27 protein-coding genes, 1 pseudogene and 1 riboswitch are annotated in these 21,870 nt (G+C 36.6%); of the genes and pseudogenes, 5 read left to right on the top strand and 23 right to left on the bottom strand.

Annotated elements, in window-relative coordinates; genetic code table 11:
• On the top strand, window positions 1-693 hold the full coding sequence (locus CVPH_RS05845) for a hypothetical protein (RefSeq protein ID WP_201340802.1): 693 nt from the start codon (window positions 1-3) through the stop codon (window positions 691-693).
• On the opposite strand, the gene CVPH_RS05840 is transcribed toward CVPH_RS05845, so the two are convergent.
• The 6 genes and pseudogenes from CVPH_RS05840 to ispF form a co-directional block, all read right to left on the bottom strand.
• Window positions 683-1,432, bottom strand: coding sequence for a cell division protein FtsQ/DivIB (locus tag CVPH_RS05840; protein WP_201340801.1), 750 nt, complete (start codon window positions 1,430-1,432; stop codon window positions 683-685). The genes CVPH_RS05845 and CVPH_RS05840 overlap by 11 nt on opposite strands.
• Window positions 1,422-2,303: a D-alanine--D-alanine ligase gene (locus CVPH_RS05835; protein WP_201340800.1), complete on the bottom strand. Its 882-nt coding sequence runs from the start codon at window positions 2,301-2,303 to the stop codon at window positions 1,422-1,424. Before CVPH_RS05835 ends, CVPH_RS05840 begins: the two co-directional genes overlap by 11 nt.
• Window positions 2,300-2,845 (bottom strand): annotated as a pseudogene (gene murB, locus CVPH_RS05830) (UDP-N-acetylmuramate dehydrogenase); the annotation flags it as partial. The pseudogene murB and the gene CVPH_RS05835, both read right to left, overlap by 4 nt.
• A 26-nt stretch (window positions 2,846-2,871) precedes the next feature.
• Entirely contained in the window at window positions 2,872-3,132 is a 261-nt protein-coding gene (locus CVPH_RS11020; RefSeq protein ID WP_342590427.1) for a hypothetical protein, read from the bottom strand.
• An 11-nt stretch (window positions 3,133-3,143) separates the two neighbouring features.
• Entirely contained in the window at window positions 3,144-4,553 is a 1,410-nt protein-coding gene (gene murC / locus CVPH_RS05825; RefSeq protein WP_201340799.1) for a UDP-N-acetylmuramate--L-alanine ligase, read from the bottom strand.
• Window positions 4,553-5,023 (bottom strand): 2-C-methyl-D-erythritol 2,4-cyclodiphosphate synthase, encoded by a 471-nt coding sequence (gene ispF, locus CVPH_RS05820; RefSeq protein ID WP_201340798.1) that lies wholly within the window; start codon window positions 5,021-5,023, stop codon window positions 4,553-4,555. The genes murC and ispF overlap by 1 nt, the downstream gene beginning before the upstream one ends.
• A 1,016-nt stretch (window positions 5,024-6,039) precedes the next feature.
• Between ispF and CVPH_RS05815 the strand changes: the two genes are divergently transcribed.
• Entirely contained in the window at window positions 6,040-6,261 is a 222-nt protein-coding gene (locus CVPH_RS05815) for a hypothetical protein (RefSeq protein WP_201340797.1), read from the top strand.
• A gap of 107 nt (window positions 6,262-6,368) precedes the next feature.
• On the top strand, window positions 6,369-6,506 hold the full coding sequence (locus tag CVPH_RS05810) for a hypothetical protein (protein WP_201340796.1): 138 nt from the start codon (window positions 6,369-6,371) through the stop codon (window positions 6,504-6,506).
• A gap of 420 nt (window positions 6,507-6,926) precedes the next feature.
• Here CVPH_RS05810 and ispD read toward each other — a convergent pair whose 3' ends face one another.
• The 11 genes from ispD to CVPH_RS05755 all read right to left on the bottom strand — a co-directional run bounded on the left by ispD (window position 6,927) and on the right by CVPH_RS05755 (window position 14,566).
• A complete protein-coding gene (ispD, locus tag CVPH_RS05805; protein ID WP_201340795.1) occupies window positions 6,927-7,658 on the bottom strand; it encodes a 2-C-methyl-D-erythritol 4-phosphate cytidylyltransferase in 732 nt (243 codons plus the stop codon).
• Between the two features lie 7 nt (window positions 7,659-7,665).
• The gene (locus CVPH_RS05800) at window positions 7,666-8,037 is read right to left on the bottom strand and encodes an FtsB/FtsL family cell division protein (protein ID WP_201340794.1); all 372 of its coding nucleotides are present in this window, start codon (window positions 8,035-8,037) and stop codon (window positions 7,666-7,668) included.
• Window positions 8,038-8,054: 17 nt separating this feature from the next.
• Window positions 8,055-8,294, bottom strand: coding sequence for a hypothetical protein (locus CVPH_RS05795; RefSeq protein WP_201340793.1), 240 nt, complete (start codon window positions 8,292-8,294; stop codon window positions 8,055-8,057).
• A 77-nt stretch (window positions 8,295-8,371) separates the two neighbouring features.
• Entirely contained in the window at window positions 8,372-8,779 is a 408-nt protein-coding gene (locus CVPH_RS05790; RefSeq protein ID WP_201340792.1) for an RDD family protein, read from the bottom strand.
• Complete coding sequence (locus CVPH_RS05785; protein ID WP_225879652.1) at window positions 8,769-9,599, bottom strand: M23 family metallopeptidase; 831 nt, start codon at window positions 9,597-9,599, stop codon at window positions 8,769-8,771. Before CVPH_RS05785 ends, CVPH_RS05790 begins: the two co-directional genes overlap by 11 nt.
• Window positions 9,586-10,986 (bottom strand): exodeoxyribonuclease VII large subunit, encoded by a 1,401-nt coding sequence (gene xseA / locus CVPH_RS05780; protein WP_201340790.1) that lies wholly within the window; start codon window positions 10,984-10,986, stop codon window positions 9,586-9,588. Before xseA ends, CVPH_RS05785 begins: the two co-directional genes overlap by 14 nt.
• Before the next feature lie 3 nt (window positions 10,987-10,989).
• Entirely contained in the window at window positions 10,990-11,472 is a 483-nt protein-coding gene (locus CVPH_RS05775) for a Smr/MutS family protein (protein ID WP_201340789.1), read from the bottom strand.
• Between the two features lie 150 nt (window positions 11,473-11,622).
• A complete protein-coding gene (rpsT, locus tag CVPH_RS05770) occupies window positions 11,623-11,883 on the bottom strand; it encodes a 30S ribosomal protein S20 (protein ID WP_201340788.1) in 261 nt (86 codons plus the stop codon).
• Between the two features lie 76 nt (window positions 11,884-11,959).
• Window positions 11,960-12,574, bottom strand: coding sequence for a high frequency lysogenization protein HflD (gene hflD, locus CVPH_RS05765; RefSeq protein WP_201340787.1), 615 nt, complete (start codon window positions 12,572-12,574; stop codon window positions 11,960-11,962).
• The gene (gene mnmA, locus CVPH_RS05760) at window positions 12,574-13,665 is read right to left on the bottom strand and encodes a tRNA 2-thiouridine(34) synthase MnmA (protein WP_201340786.1); all 1,092 of its coding nucleotides are present in this window, start codon (window positions 13,663-13,665) and stop codon (window positions 12,574-12,576) included. Before mnmA ends, hflD begins: the two co-directional genes overlap by 1 nt.
• Window positions 13,649-14,566: a PhoH family protein gene (locus CVPH_RS05755; RefSeq protein ID WP_201340785.1), complete on the bottom strand. Its 918-nt coding sequence runs from the start codon at window positions 14,564-14,566 to the stop codon at window positions 13,649-13,651. Before CVPH_RS05755 ends, mnmA begins: the two co-directional genes overlap by 17 nt.
• Window positions 14,567-14,676: 110 nt before the next feature.
• Here CVPH_RS05755 and CVPH_RS05750 point away from each other — a divergent pair, with 110 nt between their 5' ends.
• Both CVPH_RS05750 and CVPH_RS05745 read left to right on the top strand, forming a co-directional pair.
• Complete coding sequence (locus CVPH_RS05750) at window positions 14,677-15,147, top strand: copper chaperone PCu(A)C (RefSeq protein ID WP_201340784.1); 471 nt, start codon at window positions 14,677-14,679, stop codon at window positions 15,145-15,147.
• Window positions 15,148-15,825: an SCO family protein gene (locus tag CVPH_RS05745; RefSeq protein WP_201340783.1), complete on the top strand. Its 678-nt coding sequence runs from the start codon at window positions 15,148-15,150 to the stop codon at window positions 15,823-15,825. It abuts the gene before it with no gap.
• Between the two features lie 75 nt (window positions 15,826-15,900).
• Here the strand turns inward: CVPH_RS05745 and miaB are convergent, their stop codons facing one another.
• The 6 genes from miaB to CVPH_RS05715 all read right to left on the bottom strand — a co-directional run bounded on the left by miaB (window position 15,901) and on the right by CVPH_RS05715 (window position 21,763).
• Entirely contained in the window at window positions 15,901-17,220 is a 1,320-nt protein-coding gene (gene miaB, locus CVPH_RS05740; protein WP_201340782.1) for a tRNA (N6-isopentenyl adenosine(37)-C2)-methylthiotransferase MiaB, read from the bottom strand.
• A gap of 6 nt (window positions 17,221-17,226) precedes the next feature.
• Window positions 17,227-18,252, bottom strand: a complete 1,026-nt coding sequence (locus tag CVPH_RS05735; RefSeq protein ID WP_201340781.1) for a mechanosensitive ion channel family protein — start codon at window positions 18,250-18,252, stop codon at window positions 17,227-17,229.
• Window positions 18,253-18,281: 29 nt separating this feature from the next.
• Window positions 18,282-18,806 (bottom strand): murein hydrolase activator EnvC family protein, encoded by a 525-nt coding sequence (locus CVPH_RS05730; protein ID WP_201340780.1) that lies wholly within the window; start codon window positions 18,804-18,806, stop codon window positions 18,282-18,284.
• The gene (locus CVPH_RS05725; protein ID WP_201340779.1) at window positions 18,796-19,368 is read right to left on the bottom strand and encodes a YqaA family protein; all 573 of its coding nucleotides are present in this window, start codon (window positions 19,366-19,368) and stop codon (window positions 18,796-18,798) included. Before CVPH_RS05725 ends, CVPH_RS05730 begins: the two co-directional genes overlap by 11 nt.
• Window position 19,369: 1 nt before the next feature.
• A complete protein-coding gene (glyQ, locus tag CVPH_RS05720) occupies window positions 19,370-20,293 on the bottom strand; it encodes a glycine--tRNA ligase subunit alpha (protein WP_201340778.1) in 924 nt (307 codons plus the stop codon).
• A gap of 99 nt (window positions 20,294-20,392) precedes the next feature.
• Window positions 20,393-21,763, bottom strand: coding sequence for an adenosylhomocysteinase (locus CVPH_RS05715; protein WP_201340777.1), 1,371 nt, complete (start codon window positions 21,761-21,763; stop codon window positions 20,393-20,395).
• Window positions 21,764-21,788: 25 nt separating this feature from the next.
• Window positions 21,789-21,860: riboswitch (S-adenosyl-L-homocysteine riboswitch) on the bottom strand.
• Window positions 21,861-21,870: the final 10 nt, after the last annotated feature.

The raw sequence follows: 21,870 nt of genomic DNA, 5'->3' as shown, positions 1-21,870 counted from the left end.
ATGAACGCACTCCCAATTTATAAAATAATGCTAGCGAGCGTTGCTTTTGCATTCACCCATTGGAAAAAAATACTAGAAATTTCTATTCTGCCAGTACTAATTTCCATTCCTTTTTTAGCAATTTTGCCTGATATACTCAGCATAATGAACAGTGTTTTTAGCAAAAAGGAAGTTGCTGATATTCAGCTACCCGACAATATGATGATATATTTGTTGTTGTTTTTTTATGGCTATTTAACGCTTTCAATCAATATGTATCGCTTGGTTATTTTGGGTCAAAATAGCGTTTCTGGGATTGTGCCAGTGCTTAATTTTAATAAAATTATTCGTTTTGTTGGTTTAACATTGTTTATTGGCTTGGTAACCATGGCACCGGTGATTATCAGCGGTATTGCTTTTTTGCAGTTAATTATGTATTTTTTGGTGGTTCCAATCACCTTAAATTTTATTAACATTGCTACTGATCAGCCTTCAAAATACAAATGGAATTTGAATTTCATCTCTCAAGCTAACTTGTTCTTTTTGCAGATTTTTTTGCCAGCATTGGCGGGCATGATTTTTTCATTCCTTGTGTCACTAATTGGACTTCCTGACATGCTGGGGTGGATGGTTAAAGCCATTGTGTTTTATTGGACATTGATTAGCCTGGCATTGTGCTATCAACTTGTTGTTAAACAAAATGCTAAAGCTTGAGGCTAAATCCTTTAGCGTAGCGCATATCAAATGTAGCACGATTGAGTTTAGCGTGCGCAATTGATTGTCTTAATTTTTTATAGACTTTAACAAAGTTTTTGAGTCGTTTTTGCTGTTTTTGGTAGCCTAATACGACTTTAATATTAGGCTTAATAAAAAGAGTATCAATATTAGTTTTAAAGACGGATGTAATGACCATTGGCTTGATAATGGTTTGATAGGTTTGGTAATCATCAAATAGGGTTTTTGCAATGTCTTTATTATGTGCTGAAGTGGCAATAATGGCATCTGATTTGATTATTTTATCGGGTGTAAATAGCCCACCCTTGGTGGAGATATAACCTTGGCAGATTTGTGTTTTGGTATCATTCGGACAGTCTTTGTTTTTCCAGCGCATACTGATTTGTTGTGCACTGATTTTGATATTGATAAAATTCCAAAAAAGACGACTTACTTCTGCCTCTGCTACCCACGGATGGCGTTCTAATTCGTGTTTAATTTCGTGTAAATTTAGTTGGTACGTTTCAGTGATTAAGGGGAGTATGTGTTGTTTTAATGCCTGCTGTGTGACTGGAAGATTTTTATCAATCTCCCAATTAATATCAACTTTTAAGAACTCACTTAGGTGGGTATTTTGTATGCCCCATGTAATGAACCCTAATAAAACAATAATAGATATTAGTTTAAATACAGGTTGATAAATAGACTTTTTGCGTCTACTCCTACGCTTATATTTCATCAATAATTGCCACGACTAGTTGATCAAAGCTCATGTCCATTGCTTTTGCTGCCATGGGTACTAATGAGTTTGATGTCATGCCTGGGACGGTATTAATCTCTAATAAATAAGGTTTGTTGTGTTGATTAATAATGAAATCTACTCGCCCCCATCCTTTGGCACTAATAGCAAAAAATGCTTCAAGCGCAATGGCTTGTAATGCTTGCTCTTGGGATGGGTTTAAACCACAAGGACATGAGTATTGGGTCTCATTCGAGTGGTATTTTGATTCATAATCGTAAAAACCTTGGTCAGTCATAATTTTCACAACGGGCAAGGCTTTGTCGCCCAAAATTGCCACTGTGTATTCATCACCTTCAATCCATTGCTCAACTAAAGCATGTGGGTTGTATTGCCAAGCAAGTGTTAGTGCATCATCTAATTGTATTTGACTATCAACTTTACTAATGCCAATGCTAGAGCCTTCTAGGGTGGGTTTAACTGCCCAAGGTAGTGGAAAGTCAATAGATTCAATAGGTTGATTAATGCTTGCAACAATAGAGGGTGCAAGTGTAAGGTTGTGCTGCCTCCAGATCATTTTAGTACGTGCTTTATCCATGCCATTATGGCTAGCATTTGAGCCAGATCCTGTATAACGAATGCCTCGGCTTTCTAGTTGTTTTTGAATATATCCGTCTTCACCGCCACGACCATGCAAAACAATAAAGGCTTGGTCAAATTCTTGTTGCCAAAGTTTTGACAAGTTATCTTTGTACCAATCAAATTTAAAGCAATCAATATTTTGGCTGATTAGCGCTTGATAAACAGCCTCGCCACTTTTAAGAGAAACCGCTCTTTCTGCTGAATTTCCACCCATTAGCACTGCAATCATTTAATCACCACCTCTAATTCTAGATCAATATTAAAGTTTGATTTTACGGTTTGTTGAATGTGGGTAATTAAATTTATAATGTCAGTACTACTGGCTTTATTTTGGTTGATGATAAAATTAGCGTGCTTGTTTGATACGCAAGCACCACCTATACAAACGCCTTTTAATTGGCTTTGTTCAATCAGTTTTGCTGCAAAATTATTTTTTGGATTTTTAAACACACTGCCACAACTTGCTTTGCCAATTGGCTGGTGTTGATTGCGCTTATCCAGTAATTGCTTGATATTTTGTTGAGGTTCTTTTTGGTTAAATACCAAGGTTGCATTAACAAAGTATTCATTAGTATATTGAGCATGGATATGTCGATACCCAATATCAAAATCATTTTTGGTGCGTTTAGATATAACGCCTGATTGATTAATAGTAGTCACACTAATAACGTATTGCCAGAATTCAGACCCAAATGCACCTGCATTCATCATCAGTGCGCCACCAACAGTACCTGGAATGGCAGACAAGAACTCACCACCGTATAAATAGTTTGCACGGCATAATCTGGATAGTTTTGCTAGTGTTGTACCTGCCTCAACCCAAAGCGTATTTTTTTAATTTTTTTTTGTTTTAAGTTGCTTAATTTTATCACTACACCTTCAAAACCTTGGTCGCGCACAAGCAAATTGCTGCCTAATCCTAAAAATAACAATGGCTTGGTATTGGTTTTTAGAAAATTAGATAAGTCAGTGACATCATTGGGGATAAAAAAATCTTGTGCCAATCCACCTGTTTTGAATGAACAATGCAAACTTATAGGCTCGTTATGCAATAGCAAACCAGTTATCCTTAAGCATAGTTGGATTTTAGCAAATCAGGTAGAGTGTGAATATCACCCGCACCTAGAGTTAATAATACATCGTTATTATTAATAATGTTAGGTAGCACAGTTAAAATTTCTTGTGGATTTTTTATCACCACTGGTTCTAAGCCAGAACGCTTTCTAATTGCATCAGCCAAGGTGGAAGAATTAATACGGGCAATGGGTTTTTCTTGGGCTGGATATATGTCTAGCAATATGAGTGCATCGGCACTACTGAGTGTACGAGCAAAATCATCAAACAAATCACGCGTACGAGAATAGCGGTGTGGTTGGAAAATAACCACCAAACGTCTATCTTGATAAGTGTCTTTAATAGACTTGAACACAGCGCTAATTTCTTTTGGATGATGACCATAATCATCAAACAAAGATACTTGGGTATTGTTGATATTTAATTTTCCATGATGGTCAAGTCGTCTAGCAACACCAGAAAAATTAGCCAATGCTTTTTGAATAATATCAATATCAATATCAAGCTCACAGCAAATACCAATCGCTGCTAATGTATTAAGAATATTATGCCTGCCAATTAGATTTAGCTTGATAGGGAATGGCTTTGTATATTTATCATAAATAACATCAAAGTGCATTTGCATACTCACTTGTTCTACATTAATAGCTTGAATATCAGCACCATCCTTAAAACCATAAGTGATAATTGGACGATGAATATCATTCAATATTTCATTCACACCTTCATCATCTATACACATAACACAAGTGCCATAAAATGGTAAATTAGCACTAAAACTGACAAAGGCATCTTTTAGGTTTTGGTAGTCATTGCCATAAGTTGCCATATGGTCATAATCAACGTTGGTGATAACGCTTAACATGGGTTGTAAGTGCAAGAATGAAGCATCAGATTCATCCGCCTCAGCAATTAAATAATCGCTTTCACCTAGTTTGGCATTAATCCCGCTTGAATTTAATATCCCGCCAATAATATAGGTTGGGTCAAGTTCAGCCGTATTGAGTATGTGAGTGATAATACTGGTAGTTGTTGTCTTCCCATGAGTGCCTGCAATCGCGATGCCAAATCTAAAGCGCATTAATTCTGCTAGCATCTCTGCGCGAGGCACAATTGGAATGTTAAGTTGATGTGCCTTGATTACTTCTGGATTGTTATTCTTAATCGCACTAGATACAACGATTGCTTGTGCATTTTTTATATTATTTTGATGATGTTTATGATAAATTTTGCAACCCATTTCTTCTAATCTATCAGTGATTTTGTTAGGGTTAATGTCTGATCCAGACACGTTATAACCAAGGTTATGAAGCACTTCAGCAATGCCACTCATACCCGAACCACCAATACCAACAAAATGAATATTATGCATTCTAGACTTAAACACCATGCGCAAATCCTTCATTATTTTGTTACCGTAATAATACTAAAAACTTGAATACCATTACCTTTGCCAGACTCAGTTAGTCCTTCGCCAGTGGTAGCGGTAATACCCACATCTTCGGATACAATATCCAGTAATTTAGAAATACTAAACTTCATTTTTTCAATCATGGGTGAAATTTTAGGGTGTAAACACTCAATGGAAATAGCAATATGTTGAATTTTCCAATGCTTCAAATTATGAAACGCCAACTTTAAATACTCAGCACTATCAACCACACCTTGTTTGCATAAAGCATCTGCTTTAGCGCCCAATACGTTAACTCCAGTAATAGAAGAAATCGCATTCGTAATTGAATGAAAAACCACATCACCATCACTATTAGCATTAAGGCTTTTTGGATAATCGAACACAACACCCGCTAAAACAAGTGGTTTATTCGTATCACAAAATGTGTGGGAGTCTTGTCCTAGTCCAGTTTTGATTTTCATTACTAAATGAATGCTTTTTTGTTAAAACTTTATTTTAATGTTTTATGATTAAGATTTAACCTTTTAATTTTTAAAAGTTAATCAGCGGTATCAAATATTAAAAAAGCCATAATCAGGACTATTTTTTTAGGAAAAATGCCTAAAATTTATATACCCTATTTTTATTAAGGACACTCCTTGCTGAACCCGACATAAATTAGTATAGCCCACCACTAGTTTTAAAAAAATACTTTCAAACAAAGAAGTACCCAATGTCACAAAATCTAGCAACAAGCACATTCAAAAATACTCCACCCCCAGTTCTTTAGTTTCTAAACCGCTTTTAAGTACCCCTCCCCCGAGTTCTCTCTAAGTTCTAAAACCTTCAAACCCAGTGCACTTACACTGACTATATTCACCTTCTTACTTGCTGTTGAAGCGTAAGCCGTTAATACCTTTGATAAATCTGCTTACTTAGACTTAAACACCGAATACACCCACAATCTTAACAATCCAGCCATTGTTAAAAAAGACAACCAAGCCACCACCTTGCTCAAAGAAGTGACAGGCGCTGTCCGTGTAACGCCATAGGTTCTACAGACTCAGACAATGTTAACCAATTAGGCGACAAAATTACCACAGGATTAAGCAATCAATTAAAAAAATAAAGCCATTAGTAAAACCGAAGGTTTAATTAATGACAAAGCCAACCAGTTTTTTAATCAGTTTGGCTCTGGCCGTACTGAAATCAGTATTCATGGAGTTAACTCAAAAGAGTTAGATTACAGCATCAAAACGATTCAACCACCATCTGAGTTAAACGACAACAGCAAAGAACTCACTTTCTTCCAAGATCAAATCACCTCTCTGGTGACAACCAAGGAACGCACTATTTTTGGGATGCTAAAATTGGTAACAACATCAAAGGCAACATTCTCGGTATAGAGGTTGAACTCACGCCTTTAATCAGTTTTGAATTTGGACAAGAAGACACCACCACCACAAGCAGTAAAAGCTATGGCAAATTAAGTTTTAAGTTGTCATTTGATGACAAACAGCAACTCTCCAATTTTACCATTGCTGACACACCTTTTAAAGCCAGTAGTAAGATGAACTTAGGCGAATTTACTTGGGTAGAACATAGCAACAAAATTCGTACTGAAAAGGTAGATAGTAGTGGCAATGTTGTTGAAGGCATGGTCGCAAGGTGGTATTACCTACAGTATTGTCACCATTGGCAGCCAAACCTGGACTGTTGAAAACATGAGACACGCAGTCACTACTGGCAACGCTTGGAGTTATGACGATGATGTTAATAACGATGCCAATAGCTATGGCAAATTGTACGATTGGGCAGGTGCTATGAATGGTTCAACTACACCGGGAAGGAGTGCAAGGCATTTGTGTCACTGGTTGGCATATTCCTTCGGATGGCGATTGGACGACTTTAGAAGGTGCAGTGGGTAACCAACCCAGGCACGAAACTTCAGTCAGGAGGTGGTAGTGGATTTGAGGTGCGCTTAGCGGACGACCGAGACAAACTGGTGGCGGCTCTTTCAATCGAGACTCGGGTGCGTACTTGTGGAGCTCTACTGAGGTTGGGGCTAATGCTTAGTACCGTTATCTGTTTAGTAGCTTTGCCCAAGTGCTTCGTAATTTGGATAGTAAGGGTTTCGGCTTTAGTGTTCGGTGCCTAAAGGATTAAAGGTATAACTAATGACGCTTAAATAGCAGAAACTAAGTGAGTTTATTCATGTGCTGTGAGCTACTTGCTTGGTCTAAACTGGACGAGAGGTGAATATAAAAATGAATTTTTAATGTTTGGTAGTATATTGATTTTCTATTCTGCATTTCACAGAGGCAATAAAAAAACCGCATATAAATAAAGTTACTCTTTAATTTAAAAGATTTTACCTTCAAATGTTTATTTTTTTTGGTGCTGAGTTAAGTAAAAGTTTGCCAGTGCTAAATCTTCTGGATTGGTAATTTTGATATTGCTTTTACTAGACTTAACCAAAATTGACTTAAGCCCCAAGTGCTCAATGGCACTAGCCTCATCAGTGATATTAATACCAGCCTTGATGGCAGTATTTAAGGCTTTTAATAACACGCCAAAACGATATATTTGTGGCGTTTGGGCTTGCCAAAGATTTGATCTGTCAATAGTGATATTGACAATATTGTTGTTAGCTTGTTTAATGGTGTCAACAACCTTGGTTGCAAGTAGTCCACCAGTTACGTGGTGTTTGAGTTGGTTCATTAAATTGATTATTTCTGACGCCTTAACACAGGGGCGAGCACTATCGTGAACCAACACCCAATCATCGTCTTTGGCGAAGTTTGTGAGTGCTTTCAGCGCATTAAGAACAGAGTGTACACGCTCTTTACCACCAATGACTGTAGTTAATAACTTTGGGTGGTTGTTAAATGCTGATTTGTTAAACAGATGGTCTTTATCTGCAATGGCAATAACACAGCCTTTGATTTGATTAATACTAAGTAGGGTTTTTAATGTTTGGTCAAGTATGGTTAATCCATTGTCTAATTTTAGATATTGTTTGGGAATTTTGGCTTGCCAATCAAGACCGTCCTTTTCAGAGTGCATGCGTGCACCTACACCACTAGCAGGAATGATTAAATAATAATGGCTAGGCATTCCTTAACTAAGGCTTATTTTGATTGGGTGTTGATTGACTAATTTGATAGTACCTTTCACCTTCTTTAAGCAATCCAAATTTGTATCTAGCAATAGATTCCAAAATTTCCATATTGGCTTCTGATTCAGCTTTAAGCCCAATTGACAGCTGCTTATTTTTTTCATCAAGTGTTTGATTGACTGAAATATTTTGGTTAATGATTTGCTGTTTATCATACAGTACGAAAGGAAAATTATTAGCCAAAAAGCTTTGACGAATAAGGGTGATTAACAACACTAAAAGAATAATTGTTATTTGATAGTTATAAAAAAAGCCAAATAACTTATTTGGCTTTTTTTTCTGCCCTTTGGCAGACTGTATAAATGCTTTGATGCTCAAGTTTATGAGTGATAGTATTAGCCATCAAAGAGTTGCTCGTTATCTTTTGAATCTTGGCTGAACATCCAAATAGTGCCGCCAACAATGTAAATCGTAGATGTGATGACTGCAAATGCTGAGACGTACTCAGCCGTACCAGAGATAATACCAATGTAGGATAAGACGATTAATGCCAGTGGCAATACCAAAGTTACAACCAAAGTGCTTAGCATAAGAATATTGCCTCTTACGCCGCTGTTATCAACTGTTGAACTCATTTTCTTATCTCCAATACTTTAAATAATAAATTAGCGATATTATAGCACAGGTCTTTTATTGGTAATATTGATACAAATCAATTTTTTATTAAAATGGTGTTAGAAATTTTGTCGTGCATTGCTCTATTGTCTTTATCAAGTAGTTGACATAAAAACCCCAAGCCAAAAACGGCAAAAGAGAATGTTGCGCTAATGAGTCGAATAAATGCTTGCTTGTGGGTAATATTATTACCATTTATTTGTTTAATTTGAAACTTCCAAGCCTTCATGCCTAATGTTTGCCTACCTTTAACCCACGACCAAGTAAAGTATAGATAAGTCATTGGTATTGTTATTACATAAAAGAAAGCATCACCATTTGGCACTTCTTCGTTGAAAAAAATAATAATAACAACACCAGTAACAAAAAATACCAAAGAAAATGCTAAGAAAATATCATACGATATAGCACCGAGCCTACGCAATAAAGACACATCAGATTTCATCAGACACACCGAGTAATAAATTTGGATTAACCGTGGTTTGGTTAAGATAAACACCCCAGTGTAGATGAGCGCCTGTTGCGCGTCCAGTTTGACCAATGGTGCCAATTTTATCCCCTTGTTTAACCAGCTGACCTTGTTTAACTGAATATTTGTTCATGTGAATATAAACACTGATTAGTCCTTGTCCGTGGTCAATGAATACGGTATTGCCATTAAAGAAAAAATGCCCTATGAGTATCACTTTGCCATTTGCTGGTACGTGTATTGGTGTGCCTATATTGCCTGCAAAATCTAGCCCTGTGTGTGCTCGGCGTGGTTGCCCATTATAGAAACGCTTAAGCCCAAAGGGGCTGGTAATAACCCCTTTTACAGGTCGAATAAATTGACCATTAAATAAAGATTTCTCAGAAAATAGCTTTCTAGTTTTTGACAAAATAGGGTGTTCACGTTTAATTCGATCCATGTGTTTAAGGTTTGGATTGACGTATTTTCTCTTTTTGCCAGTGAGGGTGATGTGTTGTTCTTTATAGTGATGTTCATGTACTGTAAATGTGATTTTTTTGGCGGAAAGACCTTTAATAGTGATATATTTCTCTCCCACTTTTGAGAGTAATGGTATGCCTATCAATGCTTGCCAGTGTTGGCCTTTAATATGCTGAGTATAGACAGGAACAATGCCATAAAAAGCCTTTGGATTTGAATGGTTACTTTGAAAATCAATCACGGCAATGCCACCAGGTATGGGCGTGTTTTCAATGTTGATATTTGCCAATGCAATATTGGATAACAATAACAAAACGATAACGTTAATTTTTTTCAATTTTTTCAATATTAGAGTACAGTTTTCCATCAGTTAATTGAGTGATAATGGTTTGGTTGATTTTAATATTAGTTGTTGAGGATAATACTTGATTTTTTGTGTTAGTGGTAATGCTAAACCCTCTCGAAAGTGTATTAAGTGGTGATAAATGATGAAGCGAGTTGGTTTGAATGGATAATATGGTTTTGTGTTTATCGGTCAAAGCGGCCATTGCCTTTCGCAGTTTTTCGTTTGCTAAATGTAGGGCGCTATTATTGGTACTAATTATTTGCTTGATTTGGTATTTGAGCTGAGCAAAAGATACTTGGTTTAAAACTTTGGCATGTTTAATAGTTTCAATAGGGGAATGCTGTTTTAAGGTGGTAAATATCGAGTTAAGTTTTGCATTATTTAAGGCAAGTGCTGATTTTACATGGATGTTAAGATTGATGCTTGCATGGTCAAGCTTTTGACTAAAAAAAGCAATTTGCCTATTTGGGCTTGGTATTCTTAATTTAAGTTGATTAAGGTCAGATTGATAATCATACAAAGTTTGCTGATAAGATTGATGTAGTTGTGTGCATAACTTATCAGCATTGGCGAGTAATTCTAGCCGATCAGGTGTGACCAGCATGGCAGCAGCGCTTGGTGTGGGTGCGCGAATATCAGCAACAAAATCAGTAATTGTGGTATCTGTTTCATGACCAATTGCGCTAATAATTGGCGTGCTTGCTTTAAAGATTGCTCTTACCAATACTTCTTCATTAAACGCCCATAAGTCTTCTAATGAGCCACCACCTCTGGCAATAATAATAACGTCGCACTTGCCTGATTGGTCGGCCGCATTTAAAGCGTTTGTGAGTGTTTGCACTGAGCCTTGACCTTGAACCATTGAATTAAATAATAAAATATCAGCAAAGGGATAGCGCTTGTTCAGTACTTTAATAATATCCCGAATAACAGCACCTGTTGATGAAGAAATAACACCAATGGTATTAATAATATTAGGTAGTGGTTTTTTATGAATGTTGTCAAACAAACCTTCATCAGCAAGCTTGTTTTTTAGTTGCTCAAAGGCAAGGTTTAAATTACCAACACCTACAGGTTCAAGATGTTGGATGATGAGCTGAAAATCACCCCGTGCCTCGTACAAAGTAGGTGCGGCGTGAACTAAAACTTCCATGCCATTTTCAGGGCCAAACTTAATATGGCGCTGATTGAGCCGAAATAAAGCGCAGCGCACTTGAGTTTTACTGTCTTTGAGGGAAAAATACCAATGACCTGATGCTGGGCGTGCTAAATTGGATATCTCCCCTTGCAGCCAACAAGTAGGGATTTTATTTTCAATGGTTTTATTGCATAAGGACAAAAAACTAGAGATTGTGTAAATTTCATCAATATTGAACATGAGCTAGTTTTGCTTTAAGAGGGTAAATACTGCACCTGTGCCACCATCTTTGGGCGGGCAGGAATTAAAGGCCAGTACGTCAGGGTGTTGACGCAAAAAACTAACCACTTGGCTTTTTAAAATACTATTACCCTGATCAGAATTGTAACCCTTGCCATGAATAATATGGATAAATTGTTGATGTTGATGATAGTGCATAAACTCAGACAATGACTGGCAAGCTTTAATGGTAGTTTGGCCGTGTAAATCTAAGGTGGGCACACGACTGATGTTGCCTTGTTTCATTTTTTTGATAATTTTTGGTGAAACCCCATTTCGAGCATAACTGATTATATCTGAACCAGATAAACTGCCGTGAGTGATGTAAGTATAAGCTTTAAAGGCTTTTTTCTTGGTCGGTTCTTGAAACGTGGCTTTGTCTTTATTAATAGGAGTGCTATTTTCAATAACACTTCTAAATAATGCTTTGTCAGATTCGCTTATCATGCTGTTGTTTAAGAAAATAAATGATTATGAGAACTAGTATAACTAATCTGGTGAAAAACCATACTTTTTTTAAAAATCCTTGAATTGTTATAAAGGCGTGAATACAAAAAAACCCTCGAAAAAGGGTTTTTAATAATTTGAGTGCTAATTTTATAATGCTTTAATTTGTGCATTTAAGCGTGATTTTTTTCTAGCTGCTTGGCTTTTGTGCATTAAGCCCTTGTTAACTGCTTGGTCAATCATCTTTTGCATGACGGTAAAACCACCTTGCGCTTGTTCTTTATTGCCTGCTTCTAAAGCATAAGTAACTTTTTTAATAAAAGTGCGAACTTTAGCACGAATTTGTGAGTTGTGTTTGTTGCGTTTAACTGCTTGTCTTGCGCGTTTTCTAGAACCTGCTGAATTGGCCATTATTTAAGAGAAGTATAAAATAATTAAAGGCGTAATTATAAAGTCTTAAATGCCAAAAGTCTATAGGGTATTAGGATTATTTATTTAACCCTTCTAATGAACTAATCAAATTAAGTATCTTTTTCTTATTAAACAGTAAATGCCAAGTTTTACCACCTTGAGACTTCCATAAAGACACTGCCCGAATACCTGCTAGTAGTAACGCTCTAATGTGGTTTTTAGTATGTTTATTAGATAAGTAGATTTGTTCGCCATTGACCATAATTCTAGGGCTTAAACTACCTAAGGTTGATTTATAAAGTTGAGCCAAACGTGCTACTGAATTTGCATGAGAAACCTCAAAGAAGTCTTGATTTTTAATCAAGTCAATTTCCAAAGTGATTTGATTGAGTAGTGCTTGATTTTTCATCAATTTCTTTTCAAGGTTGATTAAAGCTAATGCATAAAGGATGATTTGTTGTATGCGTTTGGTTTTATTACCCAATACAACTTTTAACGCAGCAATGCCAACCAATAAATCATGCTTGGGATTAAACACCTCTTCAAGTTTGGTACTACTGGTAATAATGCTTTTTAAGCTAGCTTGATTGCTATTTGCATCACAAGTGCCTGTTGAAGCAAGTTGGTCAACCAATGTTGTGGTTTGTAATATACTGGCCAGTGCCAAGGTTTGGTCACGTAATCTATTCATTATAGTCTGCACTCAATAATTGCACCACCAAGACAAGTTTCATGATCATAAAAAACAATGGACTGCCCTGGGGTAATTGCACGTTGAGGTTGCTTAAAAACAACCTTTAATTGCTTGTTATCATGTTGGCTAATCATACAAGATTGTGATTGCTGGCGGTAGCGTATTTTGGCGCTACACGTCAGTGGCAATGTTGGCGGTGTGTTAATCCAATGAGGTTTGGCGGCATTTAAGGTTTGGTGGTATAACAGTACATGGTCACCTTGCACAACCATCAGTTCATTACGCTCAATACACTTATCTGCTACAAACCAAGGCTCACCTGAGTTACCAAAACTACCACCAATTTCTAAGCCTTTGCGCTGACCTATGGTATAAAAAGCCAAGCCTTGATGGTGTTTGATAAATTGTCTTTGTTCATCCACAATATCACCTTGTTGTTTTGGTAGATAGGTTGCCAAGAACTCAGAAAAATTGCGCTCACCAATAAAACAAATGCCTGTTGAGTCTTTTTTGTTAGCAGTGACAAAACCATTTTTTGTGGCAATATTACGCACGTCAATTTTATTAATCTCACCCAAGGGAAATAAGCTTTTTGAGAGTTGATGCTGGTTTAAAAGATGCAAAAAATAACTTTGGTCTTTGCTATCATCTAAACCTATTTTGAGTTGATAAGTGCCATTTTTTTCAGCAATACGAGCATAATGCCCCGTGGCAATTTTATCTGCACCTAATGATAGTGCATGTTCTAAAAACGCTCTAAATTTGATTTTTTGATTGCATAAAACATCGGGATTGGGCGTACGACCCTTTTTATGTTCTTTGAGAAAATGGACAAACACATCATCCCAATAGTCTGCTGAAAAGTTAACAGTGTGCAATTTTACGTCAAGTTTGTCAGCTACTTTTTGTGCATCAGATAAGTCTTGCTCAGCGCTACAATGCCCGCTTTTATCATCCTCTTCCCAATTTTTCATAAACAATGCTTCAACTTGATAGCCTTGTTTAAGTAATAATAGTGTGGCTACCGAGGAATCAACCCCGCCTGACAGTCCAACTATAATTCTAGTATTTTTATTCAAATTTTTCATACGCCAAAACAATATGTTGTACTAACTTGTGCCTGACAACATCTTTTGATTCGAAATGACAAAATGAAATTTTATGTTCATTTTTTAGCACTTTTATTGTATGTAATAAGCCTGACAGGTTGGGTTTGTGTAAATCAATTTGAGTGATATCACCAGTAATGACCATTTTTGAGCCAAACCCTAATCGGGTTAAAAACATTTTCATTTGCTCTATGGTGGTGTTTTGCGCCTCATCTAAAATAATAAATGCTTCATTTAAAGTCCTACCACGCATAAATGCCAGTGGCGCGACTTCAATTACATTTTTATCTAATAATTTGGTGACTTTCTCAAAGCCCATCATTTCATATAGTGCATCATAAATAGGGCGTAAATAAGGATCAACTTTTTCATTCATATCGCCAGGTAAAAACCCTAATTTTTCCCCTGCTTCAACTGCAGGACGCACTAAAACCAGTCGACGTACATCAGATCTTTCTAGCGCTTCAACAGCGCGCGCTACTGCAAGGTAGGTCTTGCCAGTGCCTGCAGGACCAATGCCAAAAGTACAATCTTGATTTTTAATAGCGTTAACGTAATGCTGTTGGTTGACGTTTCGCACATGGATAAATTTACGCTTAGTTTTAATACTAATAATTTTGCTCGATGAATCGAAATCAGTTTGTGTTTTGATGCCCAGCTCAACATCGTGAAGATTGATTGTTTGAGTTTTTGCTAGTATGGCTAGATCTTGAAGTAGCTTACTGGTTAAGGTTTTGTTGTCCCCAGTGATGTTAAAATCAACGCCTTTATTGCTAATTTCAACATCAAAACTTTTAGCAATGGTTTCTAAGTTTTTGTCCAATGAGCCGCAAATATTAGCCAGTTGTTCTGCATTATCAATATCAAGTGTGAATTTCATTAAGTTGTTTTATCAAAAAAAATCAATTAGATCATATTTGAGAATGTCAAAAATTTCCTCATTATGATATAATCATGTTTATTTTACCAATATAACTTAAGAGAAAAACAATGAATAAAATGATATCAAGTTTGATGCTGGTTTTATCCTTATTGGTTATTGCTCAAGCAGGTGCAATGAGTCATGACACAGCTGATATTACTATTCATAATCCATGGATACGTTCAGCGCCACCTAACGCACCTGCGTTAGGTGTATTTATGGAAATTCATAATAATTCTGATCATAATATTAAACTGTTATCTGCAAATGCTAGCGGATACAAACGACTTGAGTTGCATAAAACTGAGCACAAAAATGGCATGATGAAAATGATTAAGCAAGATTTTATGCCTATTCTCGCCCACAGTAAACTGACTTTAAAACCGGGTAGTTGGCATATTATGATGATTAGCCCTGAGTTGGTACCAAATGAAGGCGACTTTGTTATGATAGAGTTGGCATTTGACAATGGCTTATCAATAACATTACGCGCCAAAGTAAGAAAAGGAAATATGACAATGAAATATCAGCAATTTTAAATGTTTAAAAAAGTATTAATTATTACTGTTGTGGCGACAGTAATTGCTTTGTCTTTGTATGTCAATTTTGGCAACCATTACAAAGAGCTGGCAAAACAACTTAAAGTTTCTTTCATGCTTTACAATCCTGATAAAGAATTGTCTTCTTTTTCGCTGATTGATCATAATAATAATAAATTTGATAACAAAAACTTTAAGGGTAAGTGGACGTTATTGTCTTTTATTTATACACATTGTCCAGACGTATGCCCCACTGGATTGGTGGATATGTCAATACTCAAATCCACGCTTATTAAAAGAAGTGCCAGCATTGTGCCCAATCTTGTCACCATTACTTTTGATCCGATTAGAGATACGCCTAAAGTGTTAAAAACTTATGTAACCCATTTTGATACAAGTTTTTTAGGTGTGTCTGGAGATCAGAACCAGATTAATCAATTGGTGCAAGATTTTGGTGCTTATTATGAACGAGTAGTTTATGCAAAAAATGGCAAGCCAACAATTCTTAAAAATGACGAGCCATTGCCAGAAGGGGTGCTGGAATCCGGTTATTTAATTAATCATACTGCTTGGATTTATTTGGTCAATCCGGATGGGCAAATTTTTGCTGGCTTCCCATCGCCACACAATCCGCTCGAAATGGCTGATGATATTGAACTATTGGTTGAAAATTATTAAAGAAAATCTTTTGTTATTGTTAGGTGACCTGTAAGGGCTTATCTTAAATTGCTACTTTACCAAATCACAATATATTTAGGTAACCAAATCACCCAATAAAGAGTTGCCACGACCTTGGGTGATTTTTACATTGACAATTTGACCAATCAGGGATTTGTCACCTTTGAAGTGTGTATTACGCATATTTTCTGTACGTCCAAATAAGTGATTTCCTTTTTTGGCTACATTCTCTACCAATACTTTTTGCATATTACCGACCATTGATTTAGAAATGTGTTCAGTGTTTTTGTCTATTGCTTTTTGTACTAATGCCAGACGCTGTTTTTTAACATTCATATCGACATCATCAGGATAACTTGCAGCAAGTGTTCCAGGGCGAGCAGAATAGATAAAACTAAATGATTTATCAAAGCCAATATCATCAATCAGTGCCATGGTGGCAAGAAAATCTTGCTCATTTTCACCCGGAAAACCAATAATAAAATCACTTGATATAGAGATATCTGGGCGAATTTTACGTAATTTTCTAATTTTTGATTTATATTCAATGGTCATGTGTCCACGCTTCATTAGTCTGAGAATTTTGTCAGAACCGCTTTGAATGGGCAAGTGTAAGTGTGAAACCAATTCTGGCACCTCCATGTAAGCCTCAATTAAACTGTCGTTAAATTGGGTTGGATGTGAGGTAGTATAGCGAATGCGTTTAATACCATCAATTTGAGCCACAATGTTAATTAACAATGCTAAATCAGCCACCTCCTCATCATCCATCAAACCCTGATAGGAATTGACATTTTGTCCAAGTAAGTTAACTTCCCTAACACCTTGGTTGGCTAAAATTTTAACTTCATTGATGACATCATTAAATGGGCGTGATACTTCTTCACCACGTGTATAAGGCACAATACAAAATGTACAATATTTGCTACAACCTTCCATAATTGAGACAAAAGCTGTAACGGCGTTGGTTTCTGGTTTTGGCAGATGGTCAAACTTTTCAATTTCTGGAAATGAAATATCAATATTAGTTTGCTTCTTATTGAGTGCATCATTGAGCATATTTGGCAATCTATGTAAGGTTTGTGGACCAAAAATAATATCCACATAAGGGGCACGCTTAAGAATTAACTCACCTTCTTGTGAGGCAACACAGCCACCTACGCCAATGATTAAATTAGGATTTTTGTCTTTTAATTTGCGCCAACGACCGAGTTGATGGAATAGTTTTTCTTGGGCTTTTTCACGAATTGAGCAAGTATTAAGTAGCAGTACATCGGCACTAGTTGCATCATCAATTAGCACCAAACCATGGGAGTGTTTAAGCACATCAGCCATTTTATTAGAATCGTATTCATTCATCTGGCATCCAAAAGTACGAATGTATAATTTTTGCATAAATTTTTATTTCTGAATATACAAGGTTTGGGTAGGGTAGGCAATCTCAGCGTTGTGTTTGGTAATAATTTGTGCAATGCTTAATAGGATTTTCTCTTTTACTTTCTGATAGGTGGTTTTATTAATGGTGTTGGTAAAGGCATACACATTAAAATCAAGCGAGGAGGCATTAAAATGATTAAAATAAACTCTTAGTGATTGAGAATGGTCAATGTCTGCATGCTTTTTAAGCATTTGTTCTATTTCACTCATAATGACAGGGAGTTGTTCAATATCGTCATAACGAATGCCAATCACTTCTTTAATACGACGATTAGTCATGCGTGATGGTGTTTCAATGGGAATGGTGGCAAAAATTGAATTGGGAATGTAAACAGGATTTTTGCTAAAAGTGCGGATACGCGTCATACGCCAGCCAATTTTTTCAACCGTGCCTTCAAATTTATCAGAGCGAATCCAGTCGCCTGTTGAAAAAGGCTTATCCATTTGAATCATCAATCCGCCAAAAATATTTGACAACATATCTTTAGCAGCAAAGCCCATCACAATGCCACCAACACCACCAAATGTAAGCAAGCCAGAGATTGAAAAACCTAAGTATTGCGCCACACCTAAGGCAATAGCAATGATAATTAAAATTCTAGCTAGTCTTGAAAATAGTCTAACCGAATCATTATCAATCTGTGTATCTTTTTCAATTAAGTAAGCCTCAACGCCTGAGATCATTCGAACAGCGCCCCAAGTAATGATAAAGATGGGCATGGTATCAATATAGGCAATAACACTAGCTAAGATTTTAATTTGGTCTTTAAATACACTAATTGATAAAAATACCAAACCAAACCAAATTAACACTTTAAGTGGTGGTGACACTGCTTTGATTAAATGGTCATCTAGTTGGTTTTTTGTTTTGCTGGTATGTTTAGCGATGCTGTTTAAAATAAAGCTAAGTGTTAGGTGCGCAGTGAATGCAATAGCAAATAAAGCACCAATGGATTGATAGGGCGTTATGTTTTGTAAAAAGTCATTCATGAATTTTATTTTAACTAACTTTTGGTTTGTTATTTCAAATACTTAATCGGGTTAATCGGTTGTTTAAATTTTTTCATTTCAAAGTAGAATGGCACTTTACTAGTGATGGCAATTATTTGTCCTTTGGTGACAGTATCACCATTTTCCACTATTAAGTCTTTATTTTGTGTGTATGAACTGTAAAAGCCAAACAGGTGGCGAATGATAATCATTTTGCCATGGCTTTTCATTTTATTACCAACATATACCACTTTACCATTACGAATAGCGCGTACATTTTGCCCGGCTTTAGTGTCAAAAGTTAAGCCCAAATGTTTGTTTCTTGTTGAGAAAGTTTTACTGATGTTGCCTTTAACTGGAATAGACCACCTGTTGGTTTTTCTATTTTCCTTTCTAACAATTTTTTGTTTTGTTCTCTTGGCGTTGGTCAACTTGTGTTGACTAATATTTTGTAAGTTGATGGATTTTTCGACAATAATAACTTCTTGTTGAGAAGAAAAACAACCTGTCATTAATAGCAAAACAAGCCCAAGGGCTAAAAATTTAACTAGCATACCAAATACCCAGTGCAATAACCACAATTAGAACATAACCTAAACGGTCAATGTATTTTTGTAGCCACTGATCACACTGTGGGCCATAAGCTTTGACCAGAGAGGCAACTAAATAATATCTGGCTGCACGCGCAATGAGTGACATAATAATAAATGGCAATAATGCCATGGACATAGTGCCAGCAGTAATGGTGGCCAGTTTGTATGGAATAGGGCTAAATGCTGCAATGCCAACTACCCAGATGCCATAAGTATCAAAAAATGTTTTAATGTGTGCAACTGATTCTGGTTTGATGAGTTCAAAACCCAATAAAAATTGCAATAATACTTCGCCTAGAAAATACCCAACCAAGCCACCAAGCACTGAAAAAATAGTACAAATAAAAGCAAAATAGTAGGCTTTGTCAGGGCGTTTGAGCGCCATGGGTACTAATATTACATCAGGCGGTGGATAAGGCAAAATGCTAGATTCTAAAAAACTAATCACAGATAAATAATAAATGGCATATCTGCTTTCAGCCCAGTTAAGAATTCTTAAATAAATTTGGGAGAATATATCCATGTTATTTTTTACTTGCCTTAGTTTCTGTGTCTTGCTTGAGCATTAGAAAACCTAAAGCTTGACGTGAGGCATAGTAAGTTTGCGCCACCTTTTGACTCATAGCGTGTACTTTACGAATAAATCGTGCACGATCTGTCACGCTAATAGCGTGGCGCGCATCAAGTAAATTAAATAAGTGTGACGCTTTTATTACTTGTTCATAGGCAGGGTAAGGCAATGATGCTTTAATTAATTCTTTATGCATGGTTTCCGCCTCATTAAATTGCCTGAATAGTACCTCGGTATTGGAAATTTCAAAGTTATATTTTGATTGTTCAACTTCGTTTTGATGGAATACATCAAAATAACTAACGCCCTCAGCCCAGACCAAGTCAAATACACTATCAACGCCTTGTAGGTACATAGCTAAACGTTCTAAGCCGTAAGTAAGCTCACCCGATACAGGTTTGCAAACCAAGCCACCCACTTGCTGAAAATAGGTAAATTGAGAAACTTCCATGCCGTTTAACCAAACTTCCCAACCCAAGCCCCAAGCCCCTAAAGTTGGTGATTCCCAGTTGTCTTCCACAAAGCGTACATCATGTTTGGTTAAATCAATACCAATTTCAGTTAAAGACTCTAAATACAAATCTTGAATGTCTATAGGTGAAGGTTTTAGCAATACTTGGAACTGATAATAGTGTTGTAAACGATTTGGATTTTCGCCATAGCGACCATCGGTGGGGCGACGAGAAGGTTGCACATAAGCCACCTTCCAGGGTTCAGGACCAATGGCCCTTAGAAACGTAGCAGGATGAAAGGTGCCAGCACCCATTTCCATGTCAAAGGGCTGTAATAAAGCACATCCCTTTAAAGCCCAAAAAGTTTGCAATTTTAAGATTAAATTTTGGAATGAAGTACAGGCGTCTAAGTCTGAAATTGACATACTAATTCAACAGAAAAATAACAAAAATTTTACCGCAAATTGCCATAAAAAAGTCTTGTATCAAAGTGTTTTTTCTGGGCGTCTTTTTGACATGATTATTTAATACTTATAGCTTTCAGGCTTGAAAGGGCCATTTTTAGGGGCATTAATGTAGTTAGCTTGAGTAGTTGTCATAACTGTAAGTACACCACCAAAACCACTCACCATGTTTGAGGCCACTTCCTCGTCTAACTTTTTAGGCAGTACCTCAACATAAATATCACCGCCTTTGTCGGCAAATTTTGCATCAAATAAGTGCATTTGTGCCAAGACTTGATTGGCAAATGAGCCATCCATAATACGGCTTGGGTGTCCTGTTGCATTGCCCAAGTTAACTAGGCGACCTTCGGATAATAAAATTAAATAGTCATTTTTATTATCTGTTCTAAAGATACGATGAACTTGAGGCTTTACTTCGTCCCAACGCCAATTATCACGCATATACTGTGTATCAATTTCATTGTCAAAATGCCCAATATTGCAAACTACTGAGCCTGATTTAAGGGTTTGTAGCATCGCATCATCACAAACATTAATATTGCCTGTGGTGGTGACGATTAAATCAGTTGTACTTAACAAGTCTTTATTGATACCATTAATTGAGCCTGTATTGATGCCGTTAATATAAGGAGAAACAATTTCAAAACCATCCATACAAGCTTGCATGGCGCAGATTGGGTCAATTTCACTGATTTTAACAATCATGCTTTCTTGGCGTAATGATTGCGCAGAACCTTTACCAACGTCACCATAGCCAATCACCAGTGCTTTTTTACCCGACATGAGCATATCAGTGCCGCGCTTAATAGCATCATTTAACGAGTGACGACAACCGTATTTATTGTCATTTTTTGATTTGGTGATTGAGTCGTTTACATTAATAGCAGGCACTTTAAGCGAGCCTTTTTCCATCATTTCTAATAAACGATGAACACCCGTTGTGGTTTCCTCAGAAATACCGTGAATGTTAGCCAACATTTCTGGATATTTTTCGTGTAGCATTTGGGTTAAATCACCACCATCATCAAGCACCATGTTGGCTGCCCAGGGTTTGCCATTTTCTAAAATAGTTTTCTCAATACACCATAAAAATTCCTCTTCAGTCTCGCCTTTCCAAGCAAAAGTTGGAATATTGGCTGCTACCATAGCACTAGCGGCGTGGTCTTGGGTTGAAAAGATATTGCAACTTGACCAGCGCACTTGTGCACCTAAATCAATCAATGTTTCCATTAAAACAGCGGTTTGAATGGTCATGTGAATACAGCCAAGAATTTTGGCATCTTTTAATGGCTGCGTGCTTCGATATTTTTCCCGAAGTGTCATCAGTGCTGGCATTTCTGCTTCTGCAAGCTCTATTTCTTTACGGCCATAATTGGCTAGTGCCATATCAGCAACTTTGTAATCTTGGTTATTTAAGGTTGGGTTACTCATTTTTTTGTTCTCCTAAAAGGGTTTAAAAAAATGAGCGTCGTTTTGATTTGCCAAGCCTGATTGAAAAGGGTTTTTCAATGCAACGCTCCTTGGTATGTTGGTTATTA

Origin of the sequence: Abyssogena phaseoliformis symbiont OG214, from assembly GCF_016592595.1 — a bacterium.
GTDB lineage: Bacteria > Pseudomonadota > Gammaproteobacteria > PS1 > Pseudothioglobaceae > Ruthia.
Note: the sequence above shows the minus strand (reverse complement) of the source record. Positions and strands in the feature narration are given on the sequence as shown.

What these genes read in the sequence shown, in the direction of transcription:
- CVPH_RS05845 (WP_201340802.1), top strand. Translation starts at nt 1, where the DNA reads ATGAACGCACTCCCAATTTATAAAATAATGCTAGCGAGCGTTGCTTTT.
- CVPH_RS05840 (WP_201340801.1), bottom strand. Translation starts at nt 1,432, where the DNA reads ATGAAATATAAGCGTAGGAGTAGACGCAAAAAGTCTATTTATCAACCT.
- CVPH_RS05835 (WP_201340800.1), bottom strand. Translation starts at nt 2,303, where the DNA reads ATGATTGCAGTGCTAATGGGTGGAAATTCAGCAGAAAGAGCGGTTTCT.
- murC (WP_201340799.1), bottom strand. Translation starts at nt 4,553, where the DNA reads ATGAAGGATTTGCGCATGGTGTTTAAGTCTAGAATGCATAATATTCAT.
- ispF (WP_201340798.1), bottom strand. Translation starts at nt 5,023, where the DNA reads ATGAAAATCAAAACTGGACTAGGACAAGACTCCCACACATTTTGTGAT.
- CVPH_RS05810 (WP_201340796.1), top strand. Translation starts at nt 6,369, where the DNA reads ATGGTTCAACTACACCGGGAAGGAGTGCAAGGCATTTGTGTCACTGGT.
- ispD (WP_201340795.1), bottom strand. Translation starts at nt 7,658, where the DNA reads ATGCCTAGCCATTATTATTTAATCATTCCTGCTAGTGGTGTAGGTGCA.
- CVPH_RS05795 (WP_201340793.1), bottom strand. Translation starts at nt 8,294, where the DNA reads ATGAGTTCAACAGTTGATAACAGCGGCGTAAGAGGCAATATTCTTATG.
- CVPH_RS05790 (WP_201340792.1), bottom strand. Translation starts at nt 8,779, where the DNA reads ATGAAATCTGATGTGTCTTTATTGCGTAGGCTCGGTGCTATATCGTAT.
- xseA (WP_201340790.1), bottom strand. Translation starts at nt 10,986, where the DNA reads ATGTTCAATATTGATGAAATTTACACAATCTCTAGTTTTTTGTCCTTA.
- CVPH_RS05775 (WP_201340789.1), bottom strand. Translation starts at nt 11,472, where the DNA reads ATGATAAGCGAATCTGACAAAGCATTATTTAGAAGTGTTATTGAAAAT.
- rpsT (WP_201340788.1), bottom strand. Translation starts at nt 11,883, where the DNA reads ATGGCCAATTCAGCAGGTTCTAGAAAACGCGCAAGACAAGCAGTTAAA.
- hflD (WP_201340787.1), bottom strand. Translation starts at nt 12,574, where the DNA reads ATGAATAGATTACGTGACCAAACCTTGGCACTGGCCAGTATATTACAA.
- mnmA (WP_201340786.1), bottom strand. Translation starts at nt 13,665, where the DNA reads ATGAAAAATTTGAATAAAAATACTAGAATTATAGTTGGACTGTCAGGC.
- CVPH_RS05755 (WP_201340785.1), bottom strand. Translation starts at nt 14,566, where the DNA reads ATGAAATTCACACTTGATATTGATAATGCAGAACAACTGGCTAATATT.
- CVPH_RS05750 (WP_201340784.1), top strand. Translation starts at nt 14,677, where the DNA reads ATGAATAAAATGATATCAAGTTTGATGCTGGTTTTATCCTTATTGGTT.
- CVPH_RS05745 (WP_201340783.1), top strand. Translation starts at nt 15,148, where the DNA reads ATGTTTAAAAAAGTATTAATTATTACTGTTGTGGCGACAGTAATTGCT.
- miaB (WP_201340782.1), bottom strand. Translation starts at nt 17,220, where the DNA reads ATGCAAAAATTATACATTCGTACTTTTGGATGCCAGATGAATGAATAC.
- CVPH_RS05735 (WP_201340781.1), bottom strand. Translation starts at nt 18,252, where the DNA reads ATGAATGACTTTTTACAAAACATAACGCCCTATCAATCCATTGGTGCT.
- CVPH_RS05730 (WP_201340780.1), bottom strand. Translation starts at nt 18,806, where the DNA reads ATGCTAGTTAAATTTTTAGCCCTTGGGCTTGTTTTGCTATTAATGACA.
- CVPH_RS05725 (WP_201340779.1), bottom strand. Translation starts at nt 19,368, where the DNA reads ATGGATATATTCTCCCAAATTTATTTAAGAATTCTTAACTGGGCTGAA.
- glyQ (WP_201340778.1), bottom strand. Translation starts at nt 20,293, where the DNA reads ATGTCAATTTCAGACTTAGACGCCTGTACTTCATTCCAAAATTTAATC.
- CVPH_RS05715 (WP_201340777.1), bottom strand. Translation starts at nt 21,763, where the DNA reads ATGAGTAACCCAACCTTAAATAACCAAGATTACAAAGTTGCTGATATG.